The sequence below is a fragment of the Guptibacillus hwajinpoensis genome (assembly GCF_001039475.1).
Taxonomy (GTDB): Bacteria; Bacillota; Bacilli; order Bacillales; family Guptibacillaceae; genus Guptibacillus; species Guptibacillus hwajinpoensis.
The window spans coordinates 1-20,813 of record NZ_LELK01000015.1 but is presented as its reverse complement, the minus strand read 5'-3'; the positions used below and the strand labels follow the sequence as shown (position 1 = coordinate 20,813).

The window sequence follows — 20,813 nt, the reverse complement described above, 5'->3', positions numbered from 1 at the left end:
AACCTCCTCTTAATGTTTAAAATGACGAACACTAGTGAAGACCATTGTCATTCCGTATTCATTGGCTTTCTTAATCGAATCCTCATCTCGAATTGAGCCACCAGGCTGAATAATAGCCGTAACACCAGCGCGTCCGGCTGCTTCAACGGTGTCATCCATTGGGAAGAAAGCGTCTGATCCCATTACAGATCCCTTGCTTTTCTCACCAGCTTGCTCAATAGCAATATTGGCAGCACCTACACGATTCATTTGTCCTGCTCCAATCCCTATTGTCTGATCATTTTTAGTAAGAACAATCGCATTGGATTTCACATGCTTAACGACTTTCCACGCAAGCTTCAGTGCTTCCCACTCTTCATCTGTCGGTTCGCGGTCAGTAGGTACTGAAATATCTGCTTCATCAAATCCGTAACGATCACGTTCTTGCAGAAGTAGGCCACCATTTACAGATGTAAGTTGATGTTCAATAGCAGGAGAGGCAGAAACATTGAGCTTCAATAGACGAAGATTCTTTTTCTTCGTAAGAACAGCAAGAGCTTCTTCGGTAAACGCAGGTGCCATAATAATCTCCAGGAATATTTCTTTAAGCTTCAGTGCTGTTGCTTCATCTACTTCACGGTTAATTGCAACAATCCCGCCGAAAATAGAAGTTGAATCTGCTTCATACGCCTTTTGGTATGCTTCAACAATCGTTTCGCCTGTACCAACACCACAAGGATTCATATGTTTAACAGCAACAACTGCTGGGTGTTCGAATTCCTTAACGATGTTAAGGGCAGCATTCGCGTCATTAATATTATTATAAGAAAGCTCTTTACCATTTAGTTGTTCAGCTGAAGCAAGGGATGCTCCTTTGTAGAGAGGCTTACGGTAGAAAACCGCTTTCTGATGAGGATTCTCACCATATCTTAGCGTTTGTTTACGCTCAAAAGTAACCGTTAGCGATTCAGGTTCTTCTTCCCCTGATTGGGCTGTTAAGTACTCTGAGATGACTGCGTCGTAGGAAGCAGTATGTCGGAATACCTTTGCAGCAAGTTCCCTACGAAGGATTTGAGTCGTATCTCCGTTCTCCTCTACCTGACGCAGTACACGATTGTAGTCGGTAGGATCAACAACAACCGTCACATCACGATGGTTTTTCGCTGCAGAGCGAAGCATTGTAGGTCCACCAATATCAATGTTCTCAATTGCTTCTTCATATGTCACATCAGGATTAGCGATTGACTCTTGAAATGGATATAGATTTACAACAACGAGATCAATTGGCTTGATGTTCAATTCATCGAGCTGCTTCTGATGGTCTTCATTGTCTCGAACAGCGAGCAAACCACTGTGTACATGTGGATGTAGTGTTTTAACTCGTCCATCAAGTATTTCAGGGAATCCAGTGACATCAGAAATCCCCATCACGTTAACACCAGCTTCTTCGAGGGCACGTTTAGTTCCACCGGTAGAGATCACCTCTACACCTTTGTCTGCAAGTCCTTTTGCAAATGCTGTAATGTCTGTTTTATCAGAAACACTGATTAGCGCTCGCTTAATAGCCATACTACTTCCTCCCATTTACCTTTTGATTTTCTCTTGAAGAAGGGAACGAATGACGGCAGGATACAAGACGTGCTCGACTGCCTGAATTTTTCGTCCTAAATTCTCTTTTGTGTCATTTTCATCAATTCGAACGTAATCCTGTTCGATGATTTTTCCAGTATCCATTCCCTCGTCCACGAAATGAACCGTTACTCCAGTAAGTTTAACTCCTGCTTCGAAAGCCTGTCCGATCGCGTCTTTTCCAGGAAAAGACGGAAGGAGTGACGGGTGAATGTTTACAATTCTTCCTTCGAATCCTTGCAGGAGTGTCGGTCCGATCAATCTCATATAGCCCGCTAGCATAATCCATTCAATACCTGCTTCATTCAACTGTTGAAGAATAAATGTTTCGAAATCAGCTTTTGATTCATAAGATTTTGGATAGAAAGAAAGGACAGGAATGCCGAATGCCTCTGCCCTTTTTTCTACTTTTGCACCAGGACGGTCACAAACGACAAGCGAAATGCTCGCATCAAGTTCACCGTTCTCTATAGCACTAGCAATCGCTTCAAAGTTCGAGCCGCTTCCGGAAGCGAATACGGCTAGCTTCGTCATGATAAGTCACCGCCACCGAATTCAATTCCCTCACCTTTAACCACACGTCCAATCATAAAGGCCTTTTCGCCATCGGCTTCAAGCTGTTTCATCACATTAACAGCCTCATCACCAGGAACCGCCAGTACCATCCCGATACCCATATTAAATGTTGTAAACATTTCTTTTCGAGCAAGACTCCCCATTGACTCAATTAGATCAAAAATAGCTGGAATCGGCCATGAACCATAATCAATTTGAGCCGCAAGTCCTTCAGGAAGCATACGTGGGATATTCTCTTCGAATCCTCCACCCGTAATATGTGCAATGCCATGAATCGTTTGAGTCTTAAGCACGTTAAGAACAGGTTTAACATAGATGCGAGTTGGAGCAAGCAAGGCTTCGCCAAGCGTCGTTCCAAGAGCTTCATAAGAGGTTTGTAGATCCAAGTCGTTTTCCTTTAACAAGACTTTACGAACAAGCGAGAAGCCATTACTGTGAATGCCATTTGAAACTAGACCAACAAGAACGTCGCCTTCCTTCACATTGTCAGATGTGATCAATTGCGACTTTTCGACTGCACCAACGGTAAATCCAGCGAGATCATAATCATTTTCTTTATACATGTCAGGCATTTCTGCTGTCTCTCCGCCAATTAGCGCACATCCCGCTTGTGAACAACCTTCAGCAACACCTTTGACAATTGCTTCAATTCGCTCTGGAGCAAGCTTTCCAGTTGCAATATAATCTAGAAAATATAGCGGTTCTGCTCCCTGTGCGACAACATCATTCACACACATTGCTACGCAATCGATTCCGATTGTATCATGCTGATCCATTTGAATCGCAAGCATTAGCTTCGTTCCTACACCATCTGTGCCAGAAACAAGGACTGGTTTTTCGTATGGGAGTTCTGATAAATCAAACATGCCGCCAAACCCACCGAGTCCTCCCATTACACCTGGACGCATCGTCTTCTTAACGTGGGGCTTGATTCGATCTACAGCTTCATAACCTGCTTCAATATTTACGCCTGCCTGCTTGTATGCTTCTGCCATAATGGCCTCCTTCGGTTAGACTTTTTCGTAAGGATGAACCGTGTCGGGATATATTTCAGTAGGGTAGTTTCCAGTAAAGCAACCAAGGCACTGTCCGCGATTGGAGCCACTGTCTTCTCTCCCAATCGCAGTTGTCATACCTTCTGTTGTTAGAAATGTTAGTGAGTCAGCACCAATCTCTTCACACATTTCATCAACACTCATCTTAGCTGCAATCAACTCTCCTGAATTGGATGTATCAATTCCGTAATAACATGGGCTAACAATTGGAGGCGCACTTATGCGAACGTGTACTTCTTTTGCACCAGCTTCCCTAAGCATGGTGACAATTCTCCTACTCGTTGTTCCACGTACAATCGAATCATCAACTATGACGACTCGCTTTCCTTCAACAACGCCACGAACTGGTGAAAGCTTCATCTTCACTCCACGTTCTCTTAGCTCCTGTGAAGGTTGGATAAATGTTCTTCCCACATAACGGTTTTTGATTAGGCCCATTTCATAAGGAATGCCAGATTCTTCAGCATAGCCAATCGCCGCAGAGATACTTGAATCCGGTACACCTGTTACGATATCGGCTTCAATTGGCGCCTCTTTTGCAAGCTGTTTACCTAGCTTCTTGCGGGCTGTATGCACGTTAATGTTCTCAATATTACTATCAGGTCTTGAGAAATAGATATATTCCATTGAACAAATGGCTCGTGAAATGGAAGATGAGAATCGTTCTGATTCCAGACCATTTTCGCTAATAATAAGAAGTTCTCCAGGCTGTACATCACGAATGTACTCAGCACCAATGAGGTCAAATGCACATGTTTCTGATGCAACAACGTACGCACCTTCAAGGATTCCAAGTGATAAAGGTCTTAGACCGTGCGGATCAAGAGCAACCATCATTTCTTTTTCTGTCATCATAATAAAGGCGTACGCACCTTTTACCATTGTAAGAGCATTTTTGACTTTCTCACGCTGACTTAAATATCCGCTTCTTTTAATTAAATGTGCAAGCACTTCTGTGTCTGAAGTCGTTTGAAAAATGCTGCCCTGCCCTTCAAGCTGATGCTTGAGCGCATTAGCGTTCACGAGGTTTCCGTTATGCGCAAGTGCTAGGCCGCCGTTCTGTGAGCGGAAAACAAGTGGTTGAACATTCTCGTAACCACCGCCACCAGCTGTTGAGTACCTAACATGACCAATCGCTCCGTTACCTTCAAGCTGATCAAGATCACCTGGTCCAAACACATCATTCACAAGACCAAGTCCTTTATGATTATAGAGGCGGTCCCCATCTGTTGAAACAATACCCGCTCCTTCTTGCCCACGATGTTGCAAGCTGTGAAGTCCATAATACGTAAGTGAAGCAGCATCCGGGTGACCCCAGATGCCGAATACTCCACACTCTTCATTTAAGCCTTTGATTTCACCAAACATGGAATAGCTCCTTTCCAGGCTGCTTCAAGTTCTTGAACAGGAGCATCGAAGATATGCGTTTCATCTTCATGCATAACAGTTAATACGCCAGTACCAGTGACCTCACCGATTAAAGTCGCTCCCGTTCGTTGCTCAAATGCCTGCTGGTGTTCTCCCTTGATGGTTACAAGAAAACGGGATTGTGTTTCACTGAAAAGGTCTGTCGTTACATCACCATCGATGCGAACATTGGCACCGAAATCCGTGCCAATTAATGATTCTGCAAGAGCGACGCTAAGTCCACCTTCTGCAAGATCATGTGCTGATTCTACAAGTCCATCCTGAATGGCTGTTAACAGTTGGTTCTGAAGTTCTTTCTCAACTTCCAGATTTAAAGTAGGAGCCTGACCTGAAATTTGACCATCCAAATATTTTTGAAGCTCACTTCCACCGAAATCTTCGCCAGTTTCTCCAAGCATGTAAATCAAGTTTCCTTCTTCTTTAAATGCTTGCGTAGTCACGTGATCAAGATCATGAACAAGTCCGACCATACCGACTACCGGCGTTGGATAGACTGCGACGCCGTTCGTTTCATTATAAAGAGATACATTTCCACCGATTACTGGAGCGTTCAGCATGCGACATGCTTCACTCATGCCGTCCGTTGCTTTTTCAATCTGCCAGAAGATTTCAGGCTTCTCAGGGTTTCCGAAGTTCAGACAATCTGTAATTGCTAGTGGTTCTCCACCGGAACAAACAATATTACGCGCCGCTTCCGCAACCGCAATTTGCCCTCCAACTTCTGGATCAAGGTACAAATAGCGAGAGTTGCAATCCGTAGTCATAGCCAATGCTTTTCTTGTGCCGCGGACGCGGACAACAGCAGCGTCAGACCCAGGTGCAACAACGGTATTCGTTCGAACCATGTAATCGTATTGATCGAAAACCCATTCCTTACTCGAAATAGTCGGCTGACTAAGAAGGGTATAAAGCATCTCCTTTGCATCTTCGACAACTGGAATTGGTCTATGAATCTGCTGATTCTCAATATAGTAATCTGGAATGCGGGATGGTTTATGGTATACAGGTGCTTCCTCAGCGAGTGCATCAACTGGAACATCTGCTACAACTTCGCCTTTATGAAGAAGTCTGAATCTCTTGTCTTCCGTCACTACACCAACTTCTTTACACAAAAGTCCCCAGCGATCAGTGATTTCTTTAATTTCTGCTTCATGACCCTTTTTCACGACAACAAGCATACGCTCCTGCGATTCAGAAAGCATCATTTCATAAGGTGTCATGCCTTTTTCCCGCTGTGGAACTTTATCAAGATTCATCTCAAGTCCCATACCTGCCTTACTTGCCATTTCTGATGCTGATGATGTTAACCCTGCTGCTCCCATATCTTGAATACCAACAAGTGAATCACAATGAACAAGCTCCAAACACGCTTCAAGGAGCAATTTCTCCATAAACGGATCTCCAACCTGAACAGCTGGGCGCTTTTCGTCAGAAGCATCAGTCAATTCTTCAGAGGCGAAAGTTGCGCCGTGAATTCCGTCACGTCCCGTGCTTGCTCCAACGTACATCACCGTGTTACCAGCGCCAGATGCAATACCCTTTTGAATATCCTTATGATCGATTAGACCAACACACATTGCATTAACAAGTGGGTTACCATCGTAAGAAGCATCAAACTGTACCTCTCCGCCGACTGTTGGAATTCCAATACAATTACCGTAACCAGCAATCCCTGCCACTACTTCTTCAAAAAGGTACTTCACTTTCGGATTGCTAAGTTCACCGAACCGAAGGGAATTAAGAAGCGCAATCGGGCGAGCACCCATGGAGAAAACGTCACGGATAATGCCACCAACTCCAGTAGCCGCTCCCTGATAGGGTTCAATCGCTGAAGGGTGATTGTGACTTTCAATCTTAAAAACAACTGCCTGCTCATCTCCAATGTCTACAATGCCCGCTCCTTCACCAGGTCCTTGGAGAACGCGCTCACCTGTAATCGGAAACTTCTTTAGCACAGGCTTTGAATTCTTGTAACTACAGTGCTCTGACCACATCACGGAGAAAAGACCTGTTTCCGTATAGTTAGGTGTACGGCCAAGAATCTTTTCAACCATACCGAACTCGTCATCTGTTAAACCCATTTGACTATAGACCTTTTGATCTTTGATCATCTCAGGTGTTGGTTCATGCATGTGTGACATGGGATTCCCTCCAGTTGCGTAGTATTGATTTAAACAGTTTCAATCCGTCCGCGCTTCCTAGTAATTCATCTACTGCTCGTTCAGGGTGTGGCATCATGCCAAGTACATTGCCTTCTTCATTCACGATCCCTGCAATATCTTCGACTGAACCGTTAGGGTTATCTGCATAGCTAAATGCAATACGGTTGTCTTTCTTAAGCTGCGCTAGCGTATCTTCATCACAATAGTAGTTCCCTTCACCATGAGCAATCGGCACTGTAATTTCTTCACCGTTCTCATATGCTGAAGTAAACATCGTTTCATTATTTTGAACTCGTAAAGTCACGGGGCGGCACATGAACTTCAGATTCTTATTTCGTTTCATGGCCCCCGGTAATAGACCTGCTTCCAAGAGAATTTGGAATCCGTTGCACACGCCTAATACTGGCTTACCAGCTTCAGCAGCCTTTATGACTTCAGGCATGATCGGTGCAAAGCGGGCAATCGCACCGCCACGTAAATAATCTCCATATGAGAACCCACCAGGTAGAAGAATCGCATCATAGTTTGCTAGATTCTGCTCATCGTACCGGACATAAACCGCTTCTTCTCCAAGCTCATCTTTGATGGCATGATACATATCCACATCGCAGTTTGAACCCGGGAACACAATCACTGCAAATTTCACTGTGCGACTCCCTCCTCGATTTCATAGGTGTAATCTTCAATCACTGTATTCGCAAGAAGCTTCTCGCAAATCTCTTTAATGCGCTGATCAAGGTTTTCCGTATGTTTAACGGTAAGTTCCATGTATTTTCCGATTCGTACATCTTCTACTTCATTGTAAGAAAGACTGTGGAGTGAATTCTTAACAGCACTCCCCTGTGGATCTAGTACACTTTCTTTTAACGTTACATAGACTTTTACTTTATACATGATTCGGATCCCCCTAAACGAGCTAGAATTTGTTCGTACGCTTCTGTCAGATTACCAATGTCTCTTCGAAACACATCTTTATCCAGTTTTTCATTTGTATTGCTGTCCCACAATCTACATGTATCAGGCGATATTTCATCAGCAAGCATGATCGTTCCTTCTGCTGTCATACCGAATTCAAGTTTAAAATCCACTAGTTTCACTTCACGCTCTAAGAAATACTCTCGTAAAAGCGTATTAATGTATAACGCACGTTCTTTTAGATCGTTAACCGTCTCTTCTGTCGCAAGTTCAAGTTCAAGCACATGATCAAGCGTTAGAAGAGGATCACCAAGGTCATCATTCTTGTAGTAGAATTCAACGATCGGCTGTTTTAGAAGCTCACCTTCATCAACACCGGTCCGTTTGGAAAAGCTCCCAGCGGCGATGTTCCGAACAACCACTTCGAGTGGTATGATCGTAACCCGCTTCACAAGCTGCTCTGTAGAAGACAATTTTTCAATAAAATGGCTCTCAACGCCCGCACTCTTCAAATAATCAAAGAGCAAACTTGTGATCTCATTGTTCAGTCTTCCTTTACCTGAGATTGTCGCTTTCTTCTCACCGTTATAAGCTGTTGCTGAATCTTTATACTCGACCCAAACAACCTCTGCTTCGTCCGTAGCATAAATTCTCTTCGCTTTTCCTTCGTACAACAATCCTTGCTTTTCCATGGTGATCCCCTCCGATGCTTAATTAAAGTCCGAGACGTTCAAATATCATATCCACTGGCTTAAGGTGGTAGTTGTAATCAAAGCAATCATCAATTTCGGATTCATTTAGTTGATCGGTAATTTTAGGATCCGCTTCTACTAATTCTCTAAACTGAATACCGCGCTCCCATGCATCCATTGTTTTCGGCTGAACAAGGTCATATGCTTCTTCGCGTGACATCCCTTTATCAATAAGAGATAGAAGAACACGCTGGCTGTAGATTAATCCGTATGTTCTTGTCATATTACGCTTCATGTTTTCAGGGAAAACAGTAAGCTTTGAAACAATACCTGCGAAACGATTAAGCATGTAGTTAAGCGCGATCGTTGCATCTGGCAAAATCACACGTTCTGCAGAAGAATGAGAGATATCGCGCTCGTGCCAAAGTGCTACATTCTCGTATGCTGTTGTCATGTAGCCGCGAATCACGCGTGCCATACCCGTCATGTTCTCAGAGCCGATTGGGTTACGTTTATGCGGCATTGCGGATGAGCCTTTTTGGCCTTTCGCAAAGAATTCTTCCACCTCACGCGTTTCACTTTTCTGTAGTCCACGGATTTCAACTGCAAACTTCTCGATAGACGTCGCAACAAGCGCAAGTGAGGACATATAGTGCGCATGACGATCGCGCTGAAGTGTTTGTGTCGAAATTGGTGCTGGTTGAAGACCAATTTTTTCACACACATACTGCTCAATAAACGGATCAATGTTCGCATATGTTCCAACGGCTCCAGATAGCTTACCGAATCGAACATTTTCAGAAGCTGTTTTGAAGCGATCAAGGTTACGCTTCATCTCTTCATACCAAAGCGCCATTTTAAGACCAAACGTTGTTGGTTCTGCATGAACACCATGCGTTCTTCCCATCATGACCGTGTATTTATGTTCCTGTGCTTTTGCTTTTAGAACTTCGATGAATTTCTCAATATCCTTAATCAAAAGATCGTTCGCTTGCTTTAACTGGTAAGACAAAGCAGTGTCAACCACATCTGTTGACGTTAAACCATAATGAACCCACTTCCGCTCTTCTCCTAGCGTTTCTGAAACGGCTCTAGTAAAAGCAACGACGTCGTGACGTGTTTCTTCTTCAATCGCATGAATGCGATCCACATTAAATCCTGCGTTTTCACGGATTTTCTGTACATCTTCTTTCGGAATAATTCCTAACTCTGCCCAAGCTTCACATGCAAGAATTTCTACCTCTAACCACGCATTGTAGCGATTTTCCTCTGTCCAAATAGCTCCCATCTCCGGGCGCGTATAACGTTCAATCATTGTAAGTCCTCCTGGTCTGTTGTCTTTACTGCCATAATTTCCATTGCGTCATCCGCTTAATCGCATCGTCAGTTGATGATGCTAGAAAGTTAACATGACCCATTTTGCGATTATGCTTCGCTTCGTCTTTTCCATATAAATGAAGCTTTGCGCTACCAAGTTCCGATACACTTTCCATTAGAGGTGACACATGCTGGCCGAGCAAATTCCCCATTACAACCGGCTGTACTTGTTTCGTGCTTCCAAGTGGCAAGCCACATATCGCTCGGATATGTTGTTCAAATTGAGAAGTTTCACATGCTTCCATCGTATAATGCCCTGAATTGTGTGGCCTTGGTGCAAGTTCATTCACATATAGCTCATTATCTTTTAAGAAAAGTTCAACTGCAAGTGTTCCAACAAGGTTCAGATCATTGGCAAGCTGTTTTCCAATCTCACTGGCCGCGTTCTTTACTGTGTCGTTCACTCGCGCTGGAACGATTGTTTGATGAAGAATATTGTTAACGTGAAGGTTCTCCCCTACAGGAAAAGTTGTAGTTTCTCCCATTACGCTCCGTGTAACAATAACTGAGAGTTCCTTTTGGAACGGCACCCAACTTTCAAGGATGCAAGGTACACCTGGAAACGAAAGAGAATCCACGGCCTCCTGATTTCTCAACACCCACTGACCTTTACCATCGTAACCACCAGTCCGTGTTTTAAGAACGGAAGGTAAGCCGATCTTCTTTATGGCATAATATAGATCTTGTTTAGAATCCACTGCTTCAAAAGGCGCCACTTGAAGGTCCGATTTCTGAATGGTTGTTTTCTCAACGTAACGATCTTGTGTGATGCGAAGAAGCTCACCACCCTGTGGCATATAAGCATTCTCCGTAAGCCACTTGGCAGTTTCATGAGTGATATTCTCAAATTCATAAGTAATCACATCACTAAGGTCCGCAAGCTCTCTTGCTCCATCCAGATCATCATACCCACTCACAACTTCATGATCCGCTACTTGACCACACGGTGAACCACTTTTCGGCTCAAGTACTGCAATGCGATAGCCCATCTCTCTTGCCTTCAAGGCCATCATTCTACCAAGCTGACCGCCACCTAGAATTCCTATTGTGCTTCCAGGTAAAATCGTTCTACTCATAAAGTGTCACTACTTTCAAGTACCGCTTCTTTCATCTTCGTTCGATAATCACTAAGCTTCGTTTCAATTTCTTTATCATTCGTGCTCAAAATTTGTGCTGCGAGAAGTCCTGCGTTCTTCGCTCCTGCTTTCCCGATCGCCACAGTTGCGACTGGAACTCCTCCAGGCATCTGAACAATGGAAAGCAACGAATCCAGACCATTTAATGTTTTCGATTGAACGGGAACCCCTATGACAGGAAGTGTTGTCTTAGCTGCAACCATTCCTGGCAAATGCGCGGCACCGCCAGCACCTGCAATAATTACTTTAAGGCCACGTTCTCTTGCTGATTCTGCATACTCAAACATTAATTCAGGTGTTCTGTGAGCTGAAACAACCTTTTTCTCAAATGGAATATTAAGTTCTTCTAGTATGTCACAGGCATGCTTCATCGTTTCCCAATCTGATGTGCTACCCATAATGACGCCGATTTTCGCTATCATGCTATTCCTCCTTAAGTGAAGGTACTAATTAATCAAAATAGGTGATAATAAAAGAAAAGCCCGAGATAGAATTCTTCTATTTACTTAGAAGAAGCTTCTACCTCGGGCGAAAACACATCCATCCTGTCCTGCACGTACGCAGAACACGACTTTCCCCCTCATAGTCCGACGATTAATGGTCGTCAGGTAGAAACTTATGGGCCTTATTCCCAAGATTATATGAGGTATCCTATTTACTCCTCTTACATAGTAACAAGAGCTACGTTCAACTGTCAACGCAAAATCGAACGATGTGTTTTATTTTATGTCTAATGTTCGGTTTTTACTTCAACTTTCCTTCGAAAACAATTCTCTGTCCACAATGCTCAGGTTCTTTGGAACCTTTGCGTTCTTTAAAGACAGGCTCCTCACGGCGTCTGACTGGCATATAACCTTCGTCATCCATTCGTTTTAAGCAGTCTGAAAGAGATTCATTTTCTTGAACTTCAAACTTCTTTTTCTTAGGCTTCTTTTCCATACATTACCTCCGGATTTTTCTAACCCAGAATCCTCCCTGGAAGGTACGGGGTTCATAGGAGATGACAAATGCCTTTGGATCGAGCTCTTCGATTGCCTGATAGAGCTTTCGTTCAGACTTACGTGATGTTAGAACCTGCATCACAAGGCGTTCTCCCTGACGTCCATGCGCTAAATAATGAGTTACACCATAGCCAACGTCTCTTAATTTATTCGGAATATCATCTTCAAGCTTCGTTGTAATTGCATTAACTGTAATATAACCAAGTGCAAGGTATTCTTCAATTTTCATACCTACTATAATACCCACACCAAAACCAAGGGCATAAGCAATAACGTTCTGGATCTGCCCTAAGTTATCGAGGACGAGACCAAGTCCAATAACATAAATCGCAATTTCAATTGTCCCAGTAATTGCTGCAAGGTATCGCTGCCCTTTAAGCGTTAGAATCGTACGCATCGTTAGAAACGATACATAAACGATATTAATAGCAAAAATGGTAGCAACCATGCCAAGACCACTATTAAGCATGTCCATCCTCCTTCATCCTTATCGCTAAAATTCGAACTTTCCCTAGCATAACACGATCAAACATGGAACCGCATGCGTTAATTACCGATTCCATCCAAAAATTTTCAATAGTCTAGTTCAATCAGTACCTTCCGTTGTACCTTACACTTTACTGATCGTTTTAAACTCAGTTCATAAGGCTCTTTTAGTTAACGTTGTTACTATATGAGTGGGTTAATTTCCGCTCCAATTAGCGAAGTGTGGTTTTTTTATCCAAATTCTTTCAATAGAATTTGGATCTGAGCCTTTAGAAAAATGCTTTAACAAAGAGATACTGTGCGCATATACTGAAAAAAAGCCCAGGAGGGGAAGTCATGGGAGATTACTGGAGTCAAATGTACGACTGGAAAAATAAAATGAACAAATTCATGGGAGATGATTTCTGGACCGATTTTCAGGATATGTTCGTATCAAACGGCCCTCTCGTCAATCTCTACGAAGCTGGCAATGAACTGATCTGCACCGTCTATCTCCCAGGTGTTAAAAAAGTGGAGGATGTTGATGTCTATGTTCATTATCGTACTCTTAAAGTAAAAGGTCAGACAAATATGTCTCTAAAAGGCTATCGAAATGTTCAGGAAGAATACAAGCACGGCCCTTTTGAACGAATAGTAGAACTTCCTTTTCCGGTACGCGAAAAACCAATTGATGCCAGCTACAAACGAGGCATTCTGCTGATCCACCTCCACCGGTTGATTGAATCGAAAGAAGAACGGAACCGATTGAAGATTACCGATAATGAGTCAGGAGAATAACAAAAGAAGCGATTGCATTCAATCGCTTCTCTTTGTAATTAGAAAGGAAATAATCCACCCGTTACCCCAATTTCATAAATATAAAAGAAACCAAAACCAACGGAGAGTATGCCTGTAAGTTGTGTGAGTCGTTTGTTCAGACTTAATTGTCGCTTTGTAGCTATGAATGGAATTCCGAGAACCGTCGTGAAGCAAAGCATGCCAGCACATGTGCCAAATCCGAAAATTAGAATATAAACAACACCTTGCCATAACGTTTCTACCGTACTCATCGTTAATAGAATCATCGCAGCACTTCCTGCTAGTCCATGTACAAAGCCGATAAAACCTGACTGTATGTAGGTTCTATTCCCTTTCATTTCGGTTTTTTGCTTTTTCATTACTAAAGTCTTTATCCCGAGAAAAATAAGCATACACCCAACAATCAGTTCAAGTGACATTGCCCATTGATTGGTTATTGTCGTGTTGAATAGCAATAAAAGTGTACCACCTAATACTAACGTGGCTGTATGTCCGATTCCCCAGTAAACCCCCGCTAGTGAAGATTTCCATAAACTACGCGTTCTACTTGCGATTGTTGACACCGCGATCACATGATCCGGCTCAATAGCATGCTTAATACCTAGAAGAAATCCAATAACTAATAGTGATAGTAAACTCGCATCCATCTTCTATCCTCCTTGTGTCTACCGCTATTTCCGCCAGGATATAGCGCTCCTGTTGTATATGGTGCTGTGAATAAATTCTTCAACTGCTGCAAATATTTTCTCTATTAAGGAAGTTCTTTTCGCCAGAATTCTTAGGCAAACACCAGGAATCTGCAATAGCGATACTCCGTATTGATCGTCACAGAAAGAAGCAAGATAGTCTCTTAATTTCTGAATCCATTCAACCGTTACTTCTGAATGAATAAAAAACAACGAACCAACGTGTGTGTTCCCTTCCAACTGAAGCAATTGCATCAGATCTTCATCTGGCTTCAGCCTCAAATGATCAAAGATTACGAGCCTACCGTTCTGGTAAACTTTTAATTTTGATGTGATGCACGTAAAAGGAAAGAGGGTTCCTTCTTTCGACCAACCAGGTGTCACGCTATCGGTAAAAAAGAAAGAAGCACTTTGATCCATGTGCACTTCAGTTTCCTGAGTGAAGCGCGCATCTTTATATGCGATAAGTGGGTCCTGTTTCATATGTAATTCTGTATTCGCCTCTAACTTATAGAGAGCTCTTTGCATGACTTGTTTATGAGGCGTTTTGTACACCTTTGTGGAGGCTTGAGTGGTAACAGCTAACTTAGCCATATTTTTTACATGGATCTCTGTTAAATAAGTATCACCATCAACGTAACCTCCACCCACATGAATCAGTTGCACAAGAGGTAAATTTTCATCTGTATAAGTTGGACGTGAAATTTTAAATACGCCATTGTAATAGGCATCTGATAGTACGGATTTTCCGTAACGCTCAGATGCTTCTAACTGAAGGTGACCTGTATAAGTCACTGCTCTAGTCCTACAAAAAAGGCCTGTTCTTTAATCCAGTTCACAACATTAGTCACGCCAGTCTCATCTTTTAGGTTTGTGAAGAAAAATGGACGATTGCCCCTTGATTTCAGCGTATCCTCACGCATCACATCCAAGTTGGCGCCTACATATGGAGCAAGGTCTGTTTTATTAATCAGAAAAAGATCAGATTTAATCATTCCCTGCCCACCTTTACGAGGGATTTTCTCCCCTTGGGCAACATCGATAATGTAAATCGAGAAATCAACAAGTTCTGGACTAAACGTAGCAGCGAGATTATCGCCCCCGCTCTCTACAAAGATGAGGTCAAGATCATCATGACGTTCGTTTAACTCATCGATCGCCGCAAAGTTCATTGATGCATCTTCTCGAATTGCAGTATGTGGACAACCTCCTGTCTCAACCCCAATGATTCGATCCGTAGGGAGAATCCCGTTCTTATTTAGAAACAGTGCATCTTCTTTTGTATAAATATCGTTTGTAATAACCGCCATACTAAATTCATCCTTCATTGCTCGTGTTAAACGATCGACTAATAAGGTTTTGCCGGCTCCCACAGGGCCTCCGATGCCTATTCTTATTGGTTCACTCAACATCTCTCATCCTTTCTATCATTAACTCATAAATAATCGAACATCAATCGCCTCATGCTGCATTTGAGCAATTTCTAAACCAGGTGCTCCAATGCCAAACTCCGTTTCATCGAGTAGCATGATTCGGTTCACGATATCGGTTAAAAGTGGCTGTATATCAACAAGAATTTTTTGTCCTTCTGTTTGACCGAGCGGAACACCTCTTACAGCATTTTGCACAAGCGAAGATGCTGTCGCAAATCCGTAGCTTGAAATAGCTGTTTCACGTTCAATTCCAAGGTGTTTAGAAACAATTGCGAATACAAGCGCACTATGCCCGAACACATTTTTATTTTTCAGTTCCATATTGTACTGATCAAACACTTGGTTCGGATACAGCGTAGATACAATTTTCACAAAACGATCACCAATCCTCCGATTTCCTTCCCTTGTTTCACGTGCCATACCAAGGGCATACAAAGACTGATCCAATTGCCACAGTTGCTCAAGATTACCAATTTCAAGCCCCTCATAAGCTAAGCGACAGGCCAATCCATCTGTGTAAACAAATTGATTCGCTAGAAAAATCTCAAGAACTTTTCTGAATGAAGCACTACTATTAATCGTTCCATTTGAAATATATGTTTCTAATCCAAATGAATGGGAGAAAGCCCCCGAGGGAAACTGCGAATCACTTAGTTGTAGGATAGGAAATAACGCATTAGTCATGGCCAATATATTTAAAAGCCTCTTTCATTTTTCTCTTCTCAATGACATATGACACATTTCCTTCTGTTAACAATCGAACAACTAGATAATCATGTTGAACGATCATCTCTTCCCCATCGAACTGTGCGGGCAAATGACGATTGCCGAGCATATGAGCAACTTCACCCATTTGCTTAATGGAATTAGGACGAATCGCAATAACTTCATCCTCTATCACACTTACAACGATGACATTGTCTTCTGAACGATAAAGAATATCGCCATCGACTAAATCTTTCGGTTTCAATAGCTTAATCCCAAGCTCATTCCCATGATTCGTTGTCACACGCTGTATTCGTTTAACAAGATCATCACTTCTCAGGTAGACCCTTTCAATGTGAGGTGCCACGGTATTCTCATCGCGAATATTTCCTTGAACTTCATTAATAATCATTTCTTTATCACCTCAAAATAAAAAGTATCGTTGTGCAAGTGGTACACTAGTAGCCGGTTCACATGTGATTAATTCTCCATCAACTAGTACCTCGTACGTTTGTGGATCAACTTGAATGTCCGGCGTTTCGCCGTTATATTTCATATCCTTCTTTGTAAGGTTCCGGATATTATGAACAGATTTGATGATTTTTTGTAGACCCAACTTCTCATGAACGCCTCTTTCAATAGCTGCTTGTGATAAAAAGGTAACTGCCGTTTGAGATTTTGCTTTCCCATACTGTCCAAACATCGGTCTGTATAAAGCTGGTTGTGGCGTCGGTATTGATGCATTGGGGTCTCCCATCACACTCCATGCAATCATCCCACCTTTTACAACCTGCTCTGGCTTCACCCCAAAAAAGGCCGGTTTCCATAACACCAAATCTGCTAATTTCCCTACTTCTATCGATCCTACTTCTTCTGAAATCCCATGAGCAATTGCTGGATTAATTGTGTATTTAGCAATATATCTTTTCACTCGTTCATTGTCATTCTGAGCATGCTCCGGTAAAGGTCCACGCTGCTTCTTCATTTTATCAGCGGTCTGCCACGTTCTTGAAATGACTTCTCCAACACGTCCCATTGCCTGAGAATCCGAGCTAATAATACTGAATACTCCCATGTCATGCAGGATATCTTCCGCCGCTATCGTCTCTTTGCGTATTCGTGAGTCTGCAAAAGCCACATCTTCAGGAACTGAGGAATCAAGGTGATGACAAACCATCAGCATATCTAAATGCTCTGCAATCGTATTCGTCGTAAAAGGTCTTGTTGGGTTCGTAGAAGATGGTAGGATGTGCGAATAGGAAGCAGCTTTAATAATATCTGGTGCATGTCCACCACCAGCACCTTCTGTATGATAGGTATGGATCACGCGACCATCAATGGCGTTAAGAGTATCTTCCACAAACCCGCCTTCGTTTAATGTATCCGTATGAATCGCAACCTGAACATCATATTGATCTGCAACAGTTAAAGCAGTATCAATAGAAGCTGCCGTGGTCCCCCAATCCTCGTGAAGCTTCAAACCAATTGCCCCGGCCTCGATTTGCTCATTCAATGCTTCTTGTGAAGACGCATTCCCTTTACCAAGAAAACCAAGGTTAACGGGAAACGCCTCTGCCGATTCAAGCATCCGATGAATATTCCACTCACCCGGCGTACATGTCGTAGCGTTTGTACCTGTTGCTGGACCTGTCCCACCACCTAACATGGTTGTAATACCTGATTCAATAGCTGTTTGGATAAGTTGCGGACAGATAAAGTGAATATGCGAGTCGATACCACCAGCCGTTACAATCATGCCCTCTGCTGCAATGACTTCAGTAGAAGCACCAATAACAATATCAATATTGTCCATCAAATAAGGGTTTCCTGCTTTCCCTATTGATGCTATCCGACCATCCCTCACTCCAATATCTGCCTTATATATCCCTGTATAATCTACGATTAGCGCATTCGTTACTACAAGATCAACTGAATCTTTTCGAGTTGCAAGTGGGTGCTGGCCCATTCCATCTCTGATAACCTTACCGCCGCCAAACTTAACTTCATCACCATATGTTGAGTGATCTCTTTCAACTTCAATAAATAAATCTGTATCAGCTAATCGCACTTGGTCTCCAACAGTTGGCCCAAACATGTCAGAATACGCTTTTCTAGAAAGTTCAAAACTCATCGTCCAACCTCCACATCCAACTGGCCATTCATTTTGTTATTCAGTCCATATACTTTCCGTTCTCCTGAGAACGGAACAAGCTTCACTTCCTTTGGATCACCTGGTTCAAATCGTACCGCTGTTCCTGCAGCAATATTCAAGTGCATTCCCAACGCAAGCTCTCGATTAAATTGCAATGATTCATTTGCTTCAAAGAAATGAAAGTGAGAGCCGATTTGTACAGGTCGATCCCCCACATTTGTTACCTCAATTTCAATTGCTTCTTTTCCCTCGTTGCATACGATTGGGTTCGAATGAAGCTTATATTCACCTGGAATCAAATCCTTCCCCCCTTTCATATGATTGGATCATGAACTGTAACAAGTTTTGTACCATCTTGAAAGGTTGCCTCTACTTGAATATCCGGAATCATTTCAGATATACCATCCATGACGTCTTCTCTTTTTAAAATGGTTCTCCCAAATTGCATTAATTCTGGTACGCTCTTGCCATCTCGGGCACCTTCTATTACTTCATATGTAATAATGGCAATAGCTTCAGGATAATTAAGTTTTAATCCTCTATCCTGCCTCCTACGCGCTAAATCAGCAGCCACAACAATCATCAGTTTTTCTTGTTCTCTCGCCATCAACTTCAAGTGAAAATCCCCTCCCAGTACACCGAATATTACGATAATTCACATTATACATAATTTAGAAGATGAAGAAATGAGTTTGAGCTATTTTTTCTATTGAGGGAAAGTGAGAATATTTTCTTTAATGAAGCATTAGATGTTGAAATGAGTGGAATGTAAGCGCATTCGAAAAATGACATTCTCTCTAAAAAAAGTATGGTAGATAAACTCACAACACACAAAAAGAAGAAGCGTTGTGCTTCTTCTTTTTTGTTAGCTCATATTGTTGATTTCTCGATTATTGGCTCATTCGAGTGAAAACTCAGTTTCACTCGCCTTTCAGCTCTTCTGAAAGGTCGCCACAGGGCGTAATTGAGCCAAAAATCAACGCTGTTCATTAACATAGCCTTTTTATAAGTTATTTATGAAATTTCACTCGTTCTTCTACAGGTTGGAACTCTTTATCTCCAGGAGGAGCAGTCTGATTACCAAAAGGCATTTGTGCAATTAACTCCCAACTATCAGGAATCGTCCACTCTTCTTTTACTTGTTCATCAATAAGTGGATTATAATGCTGAAGAGAGGCACCTAGACCTTCTTGCTTTAGAGCTGTCCAGACCACAAATTGAAGCATACCTGAAGAATGCTGTGACCATTTCGGAAAATTATCCGCAAACGTTGGAAGCTTTTCCTGAAGCCCTGTTATCACATCCTGATCTTCAAAGAAAAGTACAGTACCATACCCTTGTGCAAAACCATTCATTTTGTCTTCTGTAGAACTAAACTGATCTGCAGGAACAATGCCACGAAGAGTTTCTTTTGTAATCTCATTCCACAACTTAGTATGATTAGCGTCTAGCAGCACAACTACTCTAGCGCTCTGCGAGTTAAACGCTGACGGTGTATGGAGGACAGCATGTTCAATCACTTCTTGTAGTTTCTCATCTGAGATTGTTCGCTCTTTACCAATACCGTATATTGATCTTCTTTCTTTGACTGCTTCAAAGAAATCCTTACTACCTCCAAGCTTCGTTGAACCATTTCCAAAGATTTTTTCTTTCATACCCATGTGTATAACCACCTTTATATTTATTTTTTGTAATAAAGGTGAGTGATATTCCATGAGTGGACTTTTATTGTAATTTTTTATAGTTGTTTAAGACAGGTTGAGGCTCTGGCGGTGGTCTGGGGTGAACCTTATTGACCATTTATCCGCGATTTCTTTTGAAAGGAGCGTTTGTTAGTTAAAACCATACAAAAAAAGCCAGAGACCATTTGATCTCTGACTTATCAGATTGCCCAGCGACGTCCTACTCTTGCAGGGGGAGATCCCCCAACTACCATCGGCGCTGAAGAGCTTAACTTCCGTGTTCGGCATGGGAACGGGTGTGACCTCTTCGCCATCATCACTAGACTAATCAATGGTTGATCCACTAGAAAGTGTTTAACCAAGGACAAGATATATCTTACTATACTTCTTTATGAAGTTCAAGGAAAATTTTATTCCCTGAAAACTATTTTCGATATATCCCCGTTTTTCTGGATATATCCGCGATTTTGAGATTATATCCGCGATCTCTTTTGAAAAGAGCGTTTATTATTTATAACCATAAAAAAAAGCCAAAGATCATTTGATCTCTGACTTTTCATCATTGCCCAGCGACGTCCTACTCTTGCAGGGGGAGATCCCCCAACTACCATCGGCGCGAGAGCTTAACTTCCGTGTTCTCACACGGGGCGCGATAAGCGGCGAACTTCTTCGTCAGCTGCGCGATGCCAGATCCTCATGGATCTCCCGAATATCCACTCCGGTCTGACATCACTTGCTTCCTCGAATTTCTTGCTTCTCCCACCCCTACGTAGCTTTCGAAGATGCTTTTCTTGATTATTCATGAAGAAAGATTAGCTAAAACCATACAAAAAAAAGCCAGAGACCGTTTGATCTCTGACTTCTCAGATTGCCCAGCGACGTCCTACTCTTGCAGGGGGAGATCCCCCAACTACCATCGGC

The 20,813-nt window shown here is 42.5% G+C and carries 23 protein-coding genes, 1 rRNA gene and 1 riboswitch; of the genes, 1 reads left to right on the top strand and 23 read right to left on the bottom strand.

Annotated elements, in window-relative coordinates:
* Window positions 1–9: 9 nt before the first annotated feature.
* The 13 genes from purH to AB986_RS20125 form a co-directional block, all read right to left on the bottom strand.
* Window positions 10–1,548 carry a bifunctional phosphoribosylaminoimidazolecarboxamide formyltransferase/IMP cyclohydrolase gene (gene purH / locus AB986_RS20185; RefSeq protein ID WP_048313455.1) on the bottom strand — a complete coding sequence of 513 codons (1,539 nt, stop codon included), beginning with the start codon at window positions 1,546–1,548 and terminating at the stop codon, window positions 10–12.
* A gap of 15 nt (window positions 1,549–1,563) precedes the next feature.
* Window positions 1,564–2,142, bottom strand: coding sequence for a phosphoribosylglycinamide formyltransferase (gene purN / locus AB986_RS20180; protein ID WP_048313454.1), 579 nt, complete (start codon window positions 2,140–2,142; stop codon window positions 1,564–1,566).
* Window positions 2,139–3,179 (bottom strand): phosphoribosylformylglycinamidine cyclo-ligase, encoded by a 1,041-nt coding sequence (gene purM, locus AB986_RS20175; protein WP_048313453.1) that lies wholly within the window; start codon window positions 3,177–3,179, stop codon window positions 2,139–2,141. The genes purN and purM overlap by 4 nt, the downstream gene beginning before the upstream one ends.
* A 15-nt stretch (window positions 3,180–3,194) precedes the next feature.
* Window positions 3,195–4,607: an amidophosphoribosyltransferase gene (gene purF, locus AB986_RS20170; protein ID WP_048313663.1), complete on the bottom strand. Its 1,413-nt coding sequence runs from the start codon at window positions 4,605–4,607 to the stop codon at window positions 3,195–3,197.
* Window positions 4,583–6,808, bottom strand: a complete 2,226-nt coding sequence (gene purL, locus AB986_RS20165) for a phosphoribosylformylglycinamidine synthase subunit PurL (RefSeq protein WP_048313452.1) — start codon at window positions 6,806–6,808, stop codon at window positions 4,583–4,585. The genes purF and purL overlap by 25 nt, the downstream gene beginning before the upstream one ends.
* Window positions 6,792–7,475 (bottom strand): phosphoribosylformylglycinamidine synthase subunit PurQ, encoded by a 684-nt coding sequence (gene purQ / locus AB986_RS20160; RefSeq protein WP_048313451.1) that lies wholly within the window; start codon window positions 7,473–7,475, stop codon window positions 6,792–6,794. The genes purL and purQ overlap by 17 nt, the downstream gene beginning before the upstream one ends.
* Window positions 7,472–7,723: a phosphoribosylformylglycinamidine synthase subunit PurS gene (gene purS / locus AB986_RS20155; protein WP_048313450.1), complete on the bottom strand. Its 252-nt coding sequence runs from the start codon at window positions 7,721–7,723 to the stop codon at window positions 7,472–7,474. Before purS ends, purQ begins: the two co-directional genes overlap by 4 nt.
* Entirely contained in the window at window positions 7,711–8,436 is a 726-nt protein-coding gene (gene purC / locus AB986_RS20150) for a phosphoribosylaminoimidazolesuccinocarboxamide synthase (protein ID WP_048313449.1), read from the bottom strand. Before purC ends, purS begins: the two co-directional genes overlap by 13 nt.
* A 22-nt stretch (window positions 8,437–8,458) precedes the next feature.
* Window positions 8,459–9,751, bottom strand: a complete 1,293-nt coding sequence (purB, locus tag AB986_RS20145; RefSeq protein WP_048313448.1) for an adenylosuccinate lyase — start codon at window positions 9,749–9,751, stop codon at window positions 8,459–8,461.
* A 25-nt stretch (window positions 9,752–9,776) separates the two neighbouring features.
* Window positions 9,777–10,889 (bottom strand): 5-(carboxyamino)imidazole ribonucleotide synthase, encoded by a 1,113-nt coding sequence (purK, locus tag AB986_RS20140; RefSeq protein ID WP_048313447.1) that lies wholly within the window; start codon window positions 10,887–10,889, stop codon window positions 9,777–9,779.
* Window positions 10,886–11,371: a 5-(carboxyamino)imidazole ribonucleotide mutase gene (gene purE / locus AB986_RS20135; protein WP_048313446.1), complete on the bottom strand. Its 486-nt coding sequence runs from the start codon at window positions 11,369–11,371 to the stop codon at window positions 10,886–10,888. The genes purK and purE overlap by 4 nt, the downstream gene beginning before the upstream one ends.
* 141 nt (window positions 11,372–11,512) lie before the next feature.
* Window positions 11,513–11,614: riboswitch (purine riboswitch) on the bottom strand.
* 79 nt (window positions 11,615–11,693) lie between these two features.
* Window positions 11,694–11,888 (bottom strand): NETI motif-containing protein, encoded by a 195-nt coding sequence (locus AB986_RS20130; protein WP_048313445.1) that lies wholly within the window; start codon window positions 11,886–11,888, stop codon window positions 11,694–11,696.
* Between the two features lie 3 nt (window positions 11,889–11,891).
* On the bottom strand, window positions 11,892–12,419 hold the full coding sequence (locus AB986_RS20125; RefSeq protein WP_048313444.1) for a DUF2179 domain-containing protein: 528 nt from the start codon (window positions 12,417–12,419) through the stop codon (window positions 11,892–11,894).
* A gap of 353 nt (window positions 12,420–12,772) precedes the next feature.
* Between AB986_RS20125 and AB986_RS20120 the strand changes: the two genes are divergently transcribed.
* On the top strand, window positions 12,773–13,213 hold the full coding sequence (locus tag AB986_RS20120) for an Hsp20/alpha crystallin family protein (protein ID WP_048313443.1): 441 nt from the start codon (window positions 12,773–12,775) through the stop codon (window positions 13,211–13,213).
* Between the two features lie 38 nt (window positions 13,214–13,251).
* Here the strand turns inward: AB986_RS20120 and AB986_RS20115 are convergent, their stop codons facing one another.
* The 10 genes from AB986_RS20115 to rrf all read right to left on the bottom strand — a co-directional run bounded on the left by AB986_RS20115 (window position 13,252) and on the right by rrf (window position 20,216).
* A complete protein-coding gene (locus tag AB986_RS20115; RefSeq protein ID WP_048313442.1) occupies window positions 13,252–13,881 on the bottom strand; it encodes a HoxN/HupN/NixA family nickel/cobalt transporter in 630 nt (209 codons plus the stop codon).
* Window positions 13,882–13,905: 24 nt separating this feature from the next.
* A complete protein-coding gene (locus tag AB986_RS20110) occupies window positions 13,906–14,715 on the bottom strand; it encodes an urease accessory protein UreD (RefSeq protein ID WP_048313441.1) in 810 nt (269 codons plus the stop codon).
* Window positions 14,712–15,332 carry an urease accessory protein UreG gene (gene ureG / locus AB986_RS20105; RefSeq protein WP_048313440.1) on the bottom strand — a complete coding sequence of 207 codons (621 nt, stop codon included), beginning with the start codon at window positions 15,330–15,332 and terminating at the stop codon, window positions 14,712–14,714. Before ureG ends, AB986_RS20110 begins: the two co-directional genes overlap by 4 nt.
* Window positions 15,333–15,350: 18 nt before the next feature.
* A complete protein-coding gene (locus tag AB986_RS20100; protein WP_048313439.1) occupies window positions 15,351–16,037 on the bottom strand; it encodes an urease accessory protein UreF in 687 nt (228 codons plus the stop codon).
* Window positions 16,030–16,470, bottom strand: coding sequence for an urease accessory protein UreE (locus AB986_RS20095; RefSeq protein ID WP_048313438.1), 441 nt, complete (start codon window positions 16,468–16,470; stop codon window positions 16,030–16,032). Before AB986_RS20095 ends, AB986_RS20100 begins: the two co-directional genes overlap by 8 nt.
* 12 nt (window positions 16,471–16,482) lie before the next feature.
* On the bottom strand, window positions 16,483–18,189 hold the full coding sequence (gene ureC, locus AB986_RS20090) for an urease subunit alpha (RefSeq protein WP_048313437.1): 1,707 nt from the start codon (window positions 18,187–18,189) through the stop codon (window positions 16,483–16,485).
* A complete protein-coding gene (locus AB986_RS20085; RefSeq protein WP_048313436.1) occupies window positions 18,186–18,509 on the bottom strand; it encodes an urease subunit beta in 324 nt (107 codons plus the stop codon). The genes ureC and AB986_RS20085 overlap by 4 nt, the downstream gene beginning before the upstream one ends.
* 14 nt (window positions 18,510–18,523) lie before the next feature.
* Window positions 18,524–18,826, bottom strand: a complete 303-nt coding sequence (locus tag AB986_RS20080; protein ID WP_048313435.1) for an urease subunit gamma — start codon at window positions 18,824–18,826, stop codon at window positions 18,524–18,526.
* A gap of 394 nt (window positions 18,827–19,220) precedes the next feature.
* Window positions 19,221–19,865, bottom strand: a complete 645-nt coding sequence (locus AB986_RS20075) for a nitroreductase family protein (RefSeq protein WP_048313661.1) — start codon at window positions 19,863–19,865, stop codon at window positions 19,221–19,223.
* A 234-nt stretch (window positions 19,866–20,099) separates the two neighbouring features.
* Window positions 20,100–20,216, bottom strand: a 5S ribosomal RNA gene (rrf, locus tag AB986_RS20070).
* Window positions 20,217–20,813: the final 597 nt, after the last annotated feature.

Coding starts and splice junctions, on each gene's coding strand:
- purH (WP_048313455.1), bottom strand. CDS start 1,548: ATGGCTATTAAGCGAGCGCTAATCAGTGTTTCTGATAAAACAGACATT.
- purN (WP_048313454.1), bottom strand. CDS start 2,142: ATGACGAAGCTAGCCGTATTCGCTTCCGGAAGCGGCTCGAACTTTGAA.
- purM (WP_048313453.1), bottom strand. CDS start 3,179: ATGGCAGAAGCATACAAGCAGGCAGGCGTAAATATTGAAGCAGGTTAT.
- purF (WP_048313663.1), bottom strand. CDS start 4,607: ATGTTTGGTGAAATCAAAGGCTTAAATGAAGAGTGTGGAGTATTCGGC.
- purL (WP_048313452.1), bottom strand. CDS start 6,808: ATGTCACACATGCATGAACCAACACCTGAGATGATCAAAGATCAAAAG.
- purS (WP_048313450.1), bottom strand. CDS start 7,723: ATGTATAAAGTAAAAGTCTATGTAACGTTAAAAGAAAGTGTACTAGAT.
- purC (WP_048313449.1), bottom strand. CDS start 8,436: ATGGAAAAGCAAGGATTGTTGTACGAAGGAAAAGCGAAGAGAATTTAT.
- purB (WP_048313448.1), bottom strand. CDS start 9,751: ATGATTGAACGTTATACGCGCCCGGAGATGGGAGCTATTTGGACAGAG.
- purK (WP_048313447.1), bottom strand. CDS start 10,889: ATGAGTAGAACGATTTTACCTGGAAGCACAATAGGAATTCTAGGTGGC.
- purE (WP_048313446.1), bottom strand. CDS start 11,371: ATGATAGCGAAAATCGGCGTCATTATGGGTAGCACATCAGATTGGGAA.
- AB986_RS20130 (WP_048313445.1), bottom strand. CDS start 11,888: ATGGAAAAGAAGCCTAAGAAAAAGAAGTTTGAAGTTCAAGAAAATGAA.
- AB986_RS20125 (WP_048313444.1), bottom strand. CDS start 12,419: ATGCTTAATAGTGGTCTTGGCATGGTTGCTACCATTTTTGCTATTAAT.
- AB986_RS20120 (WP_048313443.1), top strand. CDS start 12,773: ATGGGAGATTACTGGAGTCAAATGTACGACTGGAAAAATAAAATGAAC.
- AB986_RS20115 (WP_048313442.1), bottom strand. CDS start 13,881: ATGGATGCGAGTTTACTATCACTATTAGTTATTGGATTTCTTCTAGGT.
- ureG (WP_048313440.1), bottom strand. CDS start 15,332: ATGTTGAGTGAACCAATAAGAATAGGCATCGGAGGCCCTGTGGGAGCC.
- AB986_RS20100 (WP_048313439.1), bottom strand. CDS start 16,037: ATGACTAATGCGTTATTTCCTATCCTACAACTAAGTGATTCGCAGTTT.
- AB986_RS20095 (WP_048313438.1), bottom strand. CDS start 16,470: ATGATTATTAATGAAGTTCAAGGAAATATTCGCGATGAGAATACCGTG.
- ureC (WP_048313437.1), bottom strand. CDS start 18,189: ATGAGTTTTGAACTTTCTAGAAAAGCGTATTCTGACATGTTTGGGCCA.
- AB986_RS20075 (WP_048313661.1), bottom strand. CDS start 19,865: ATGAAAGAAAAAATCTTTGGAAATGGTTCAACGAAGCTTGGAGGTAGT.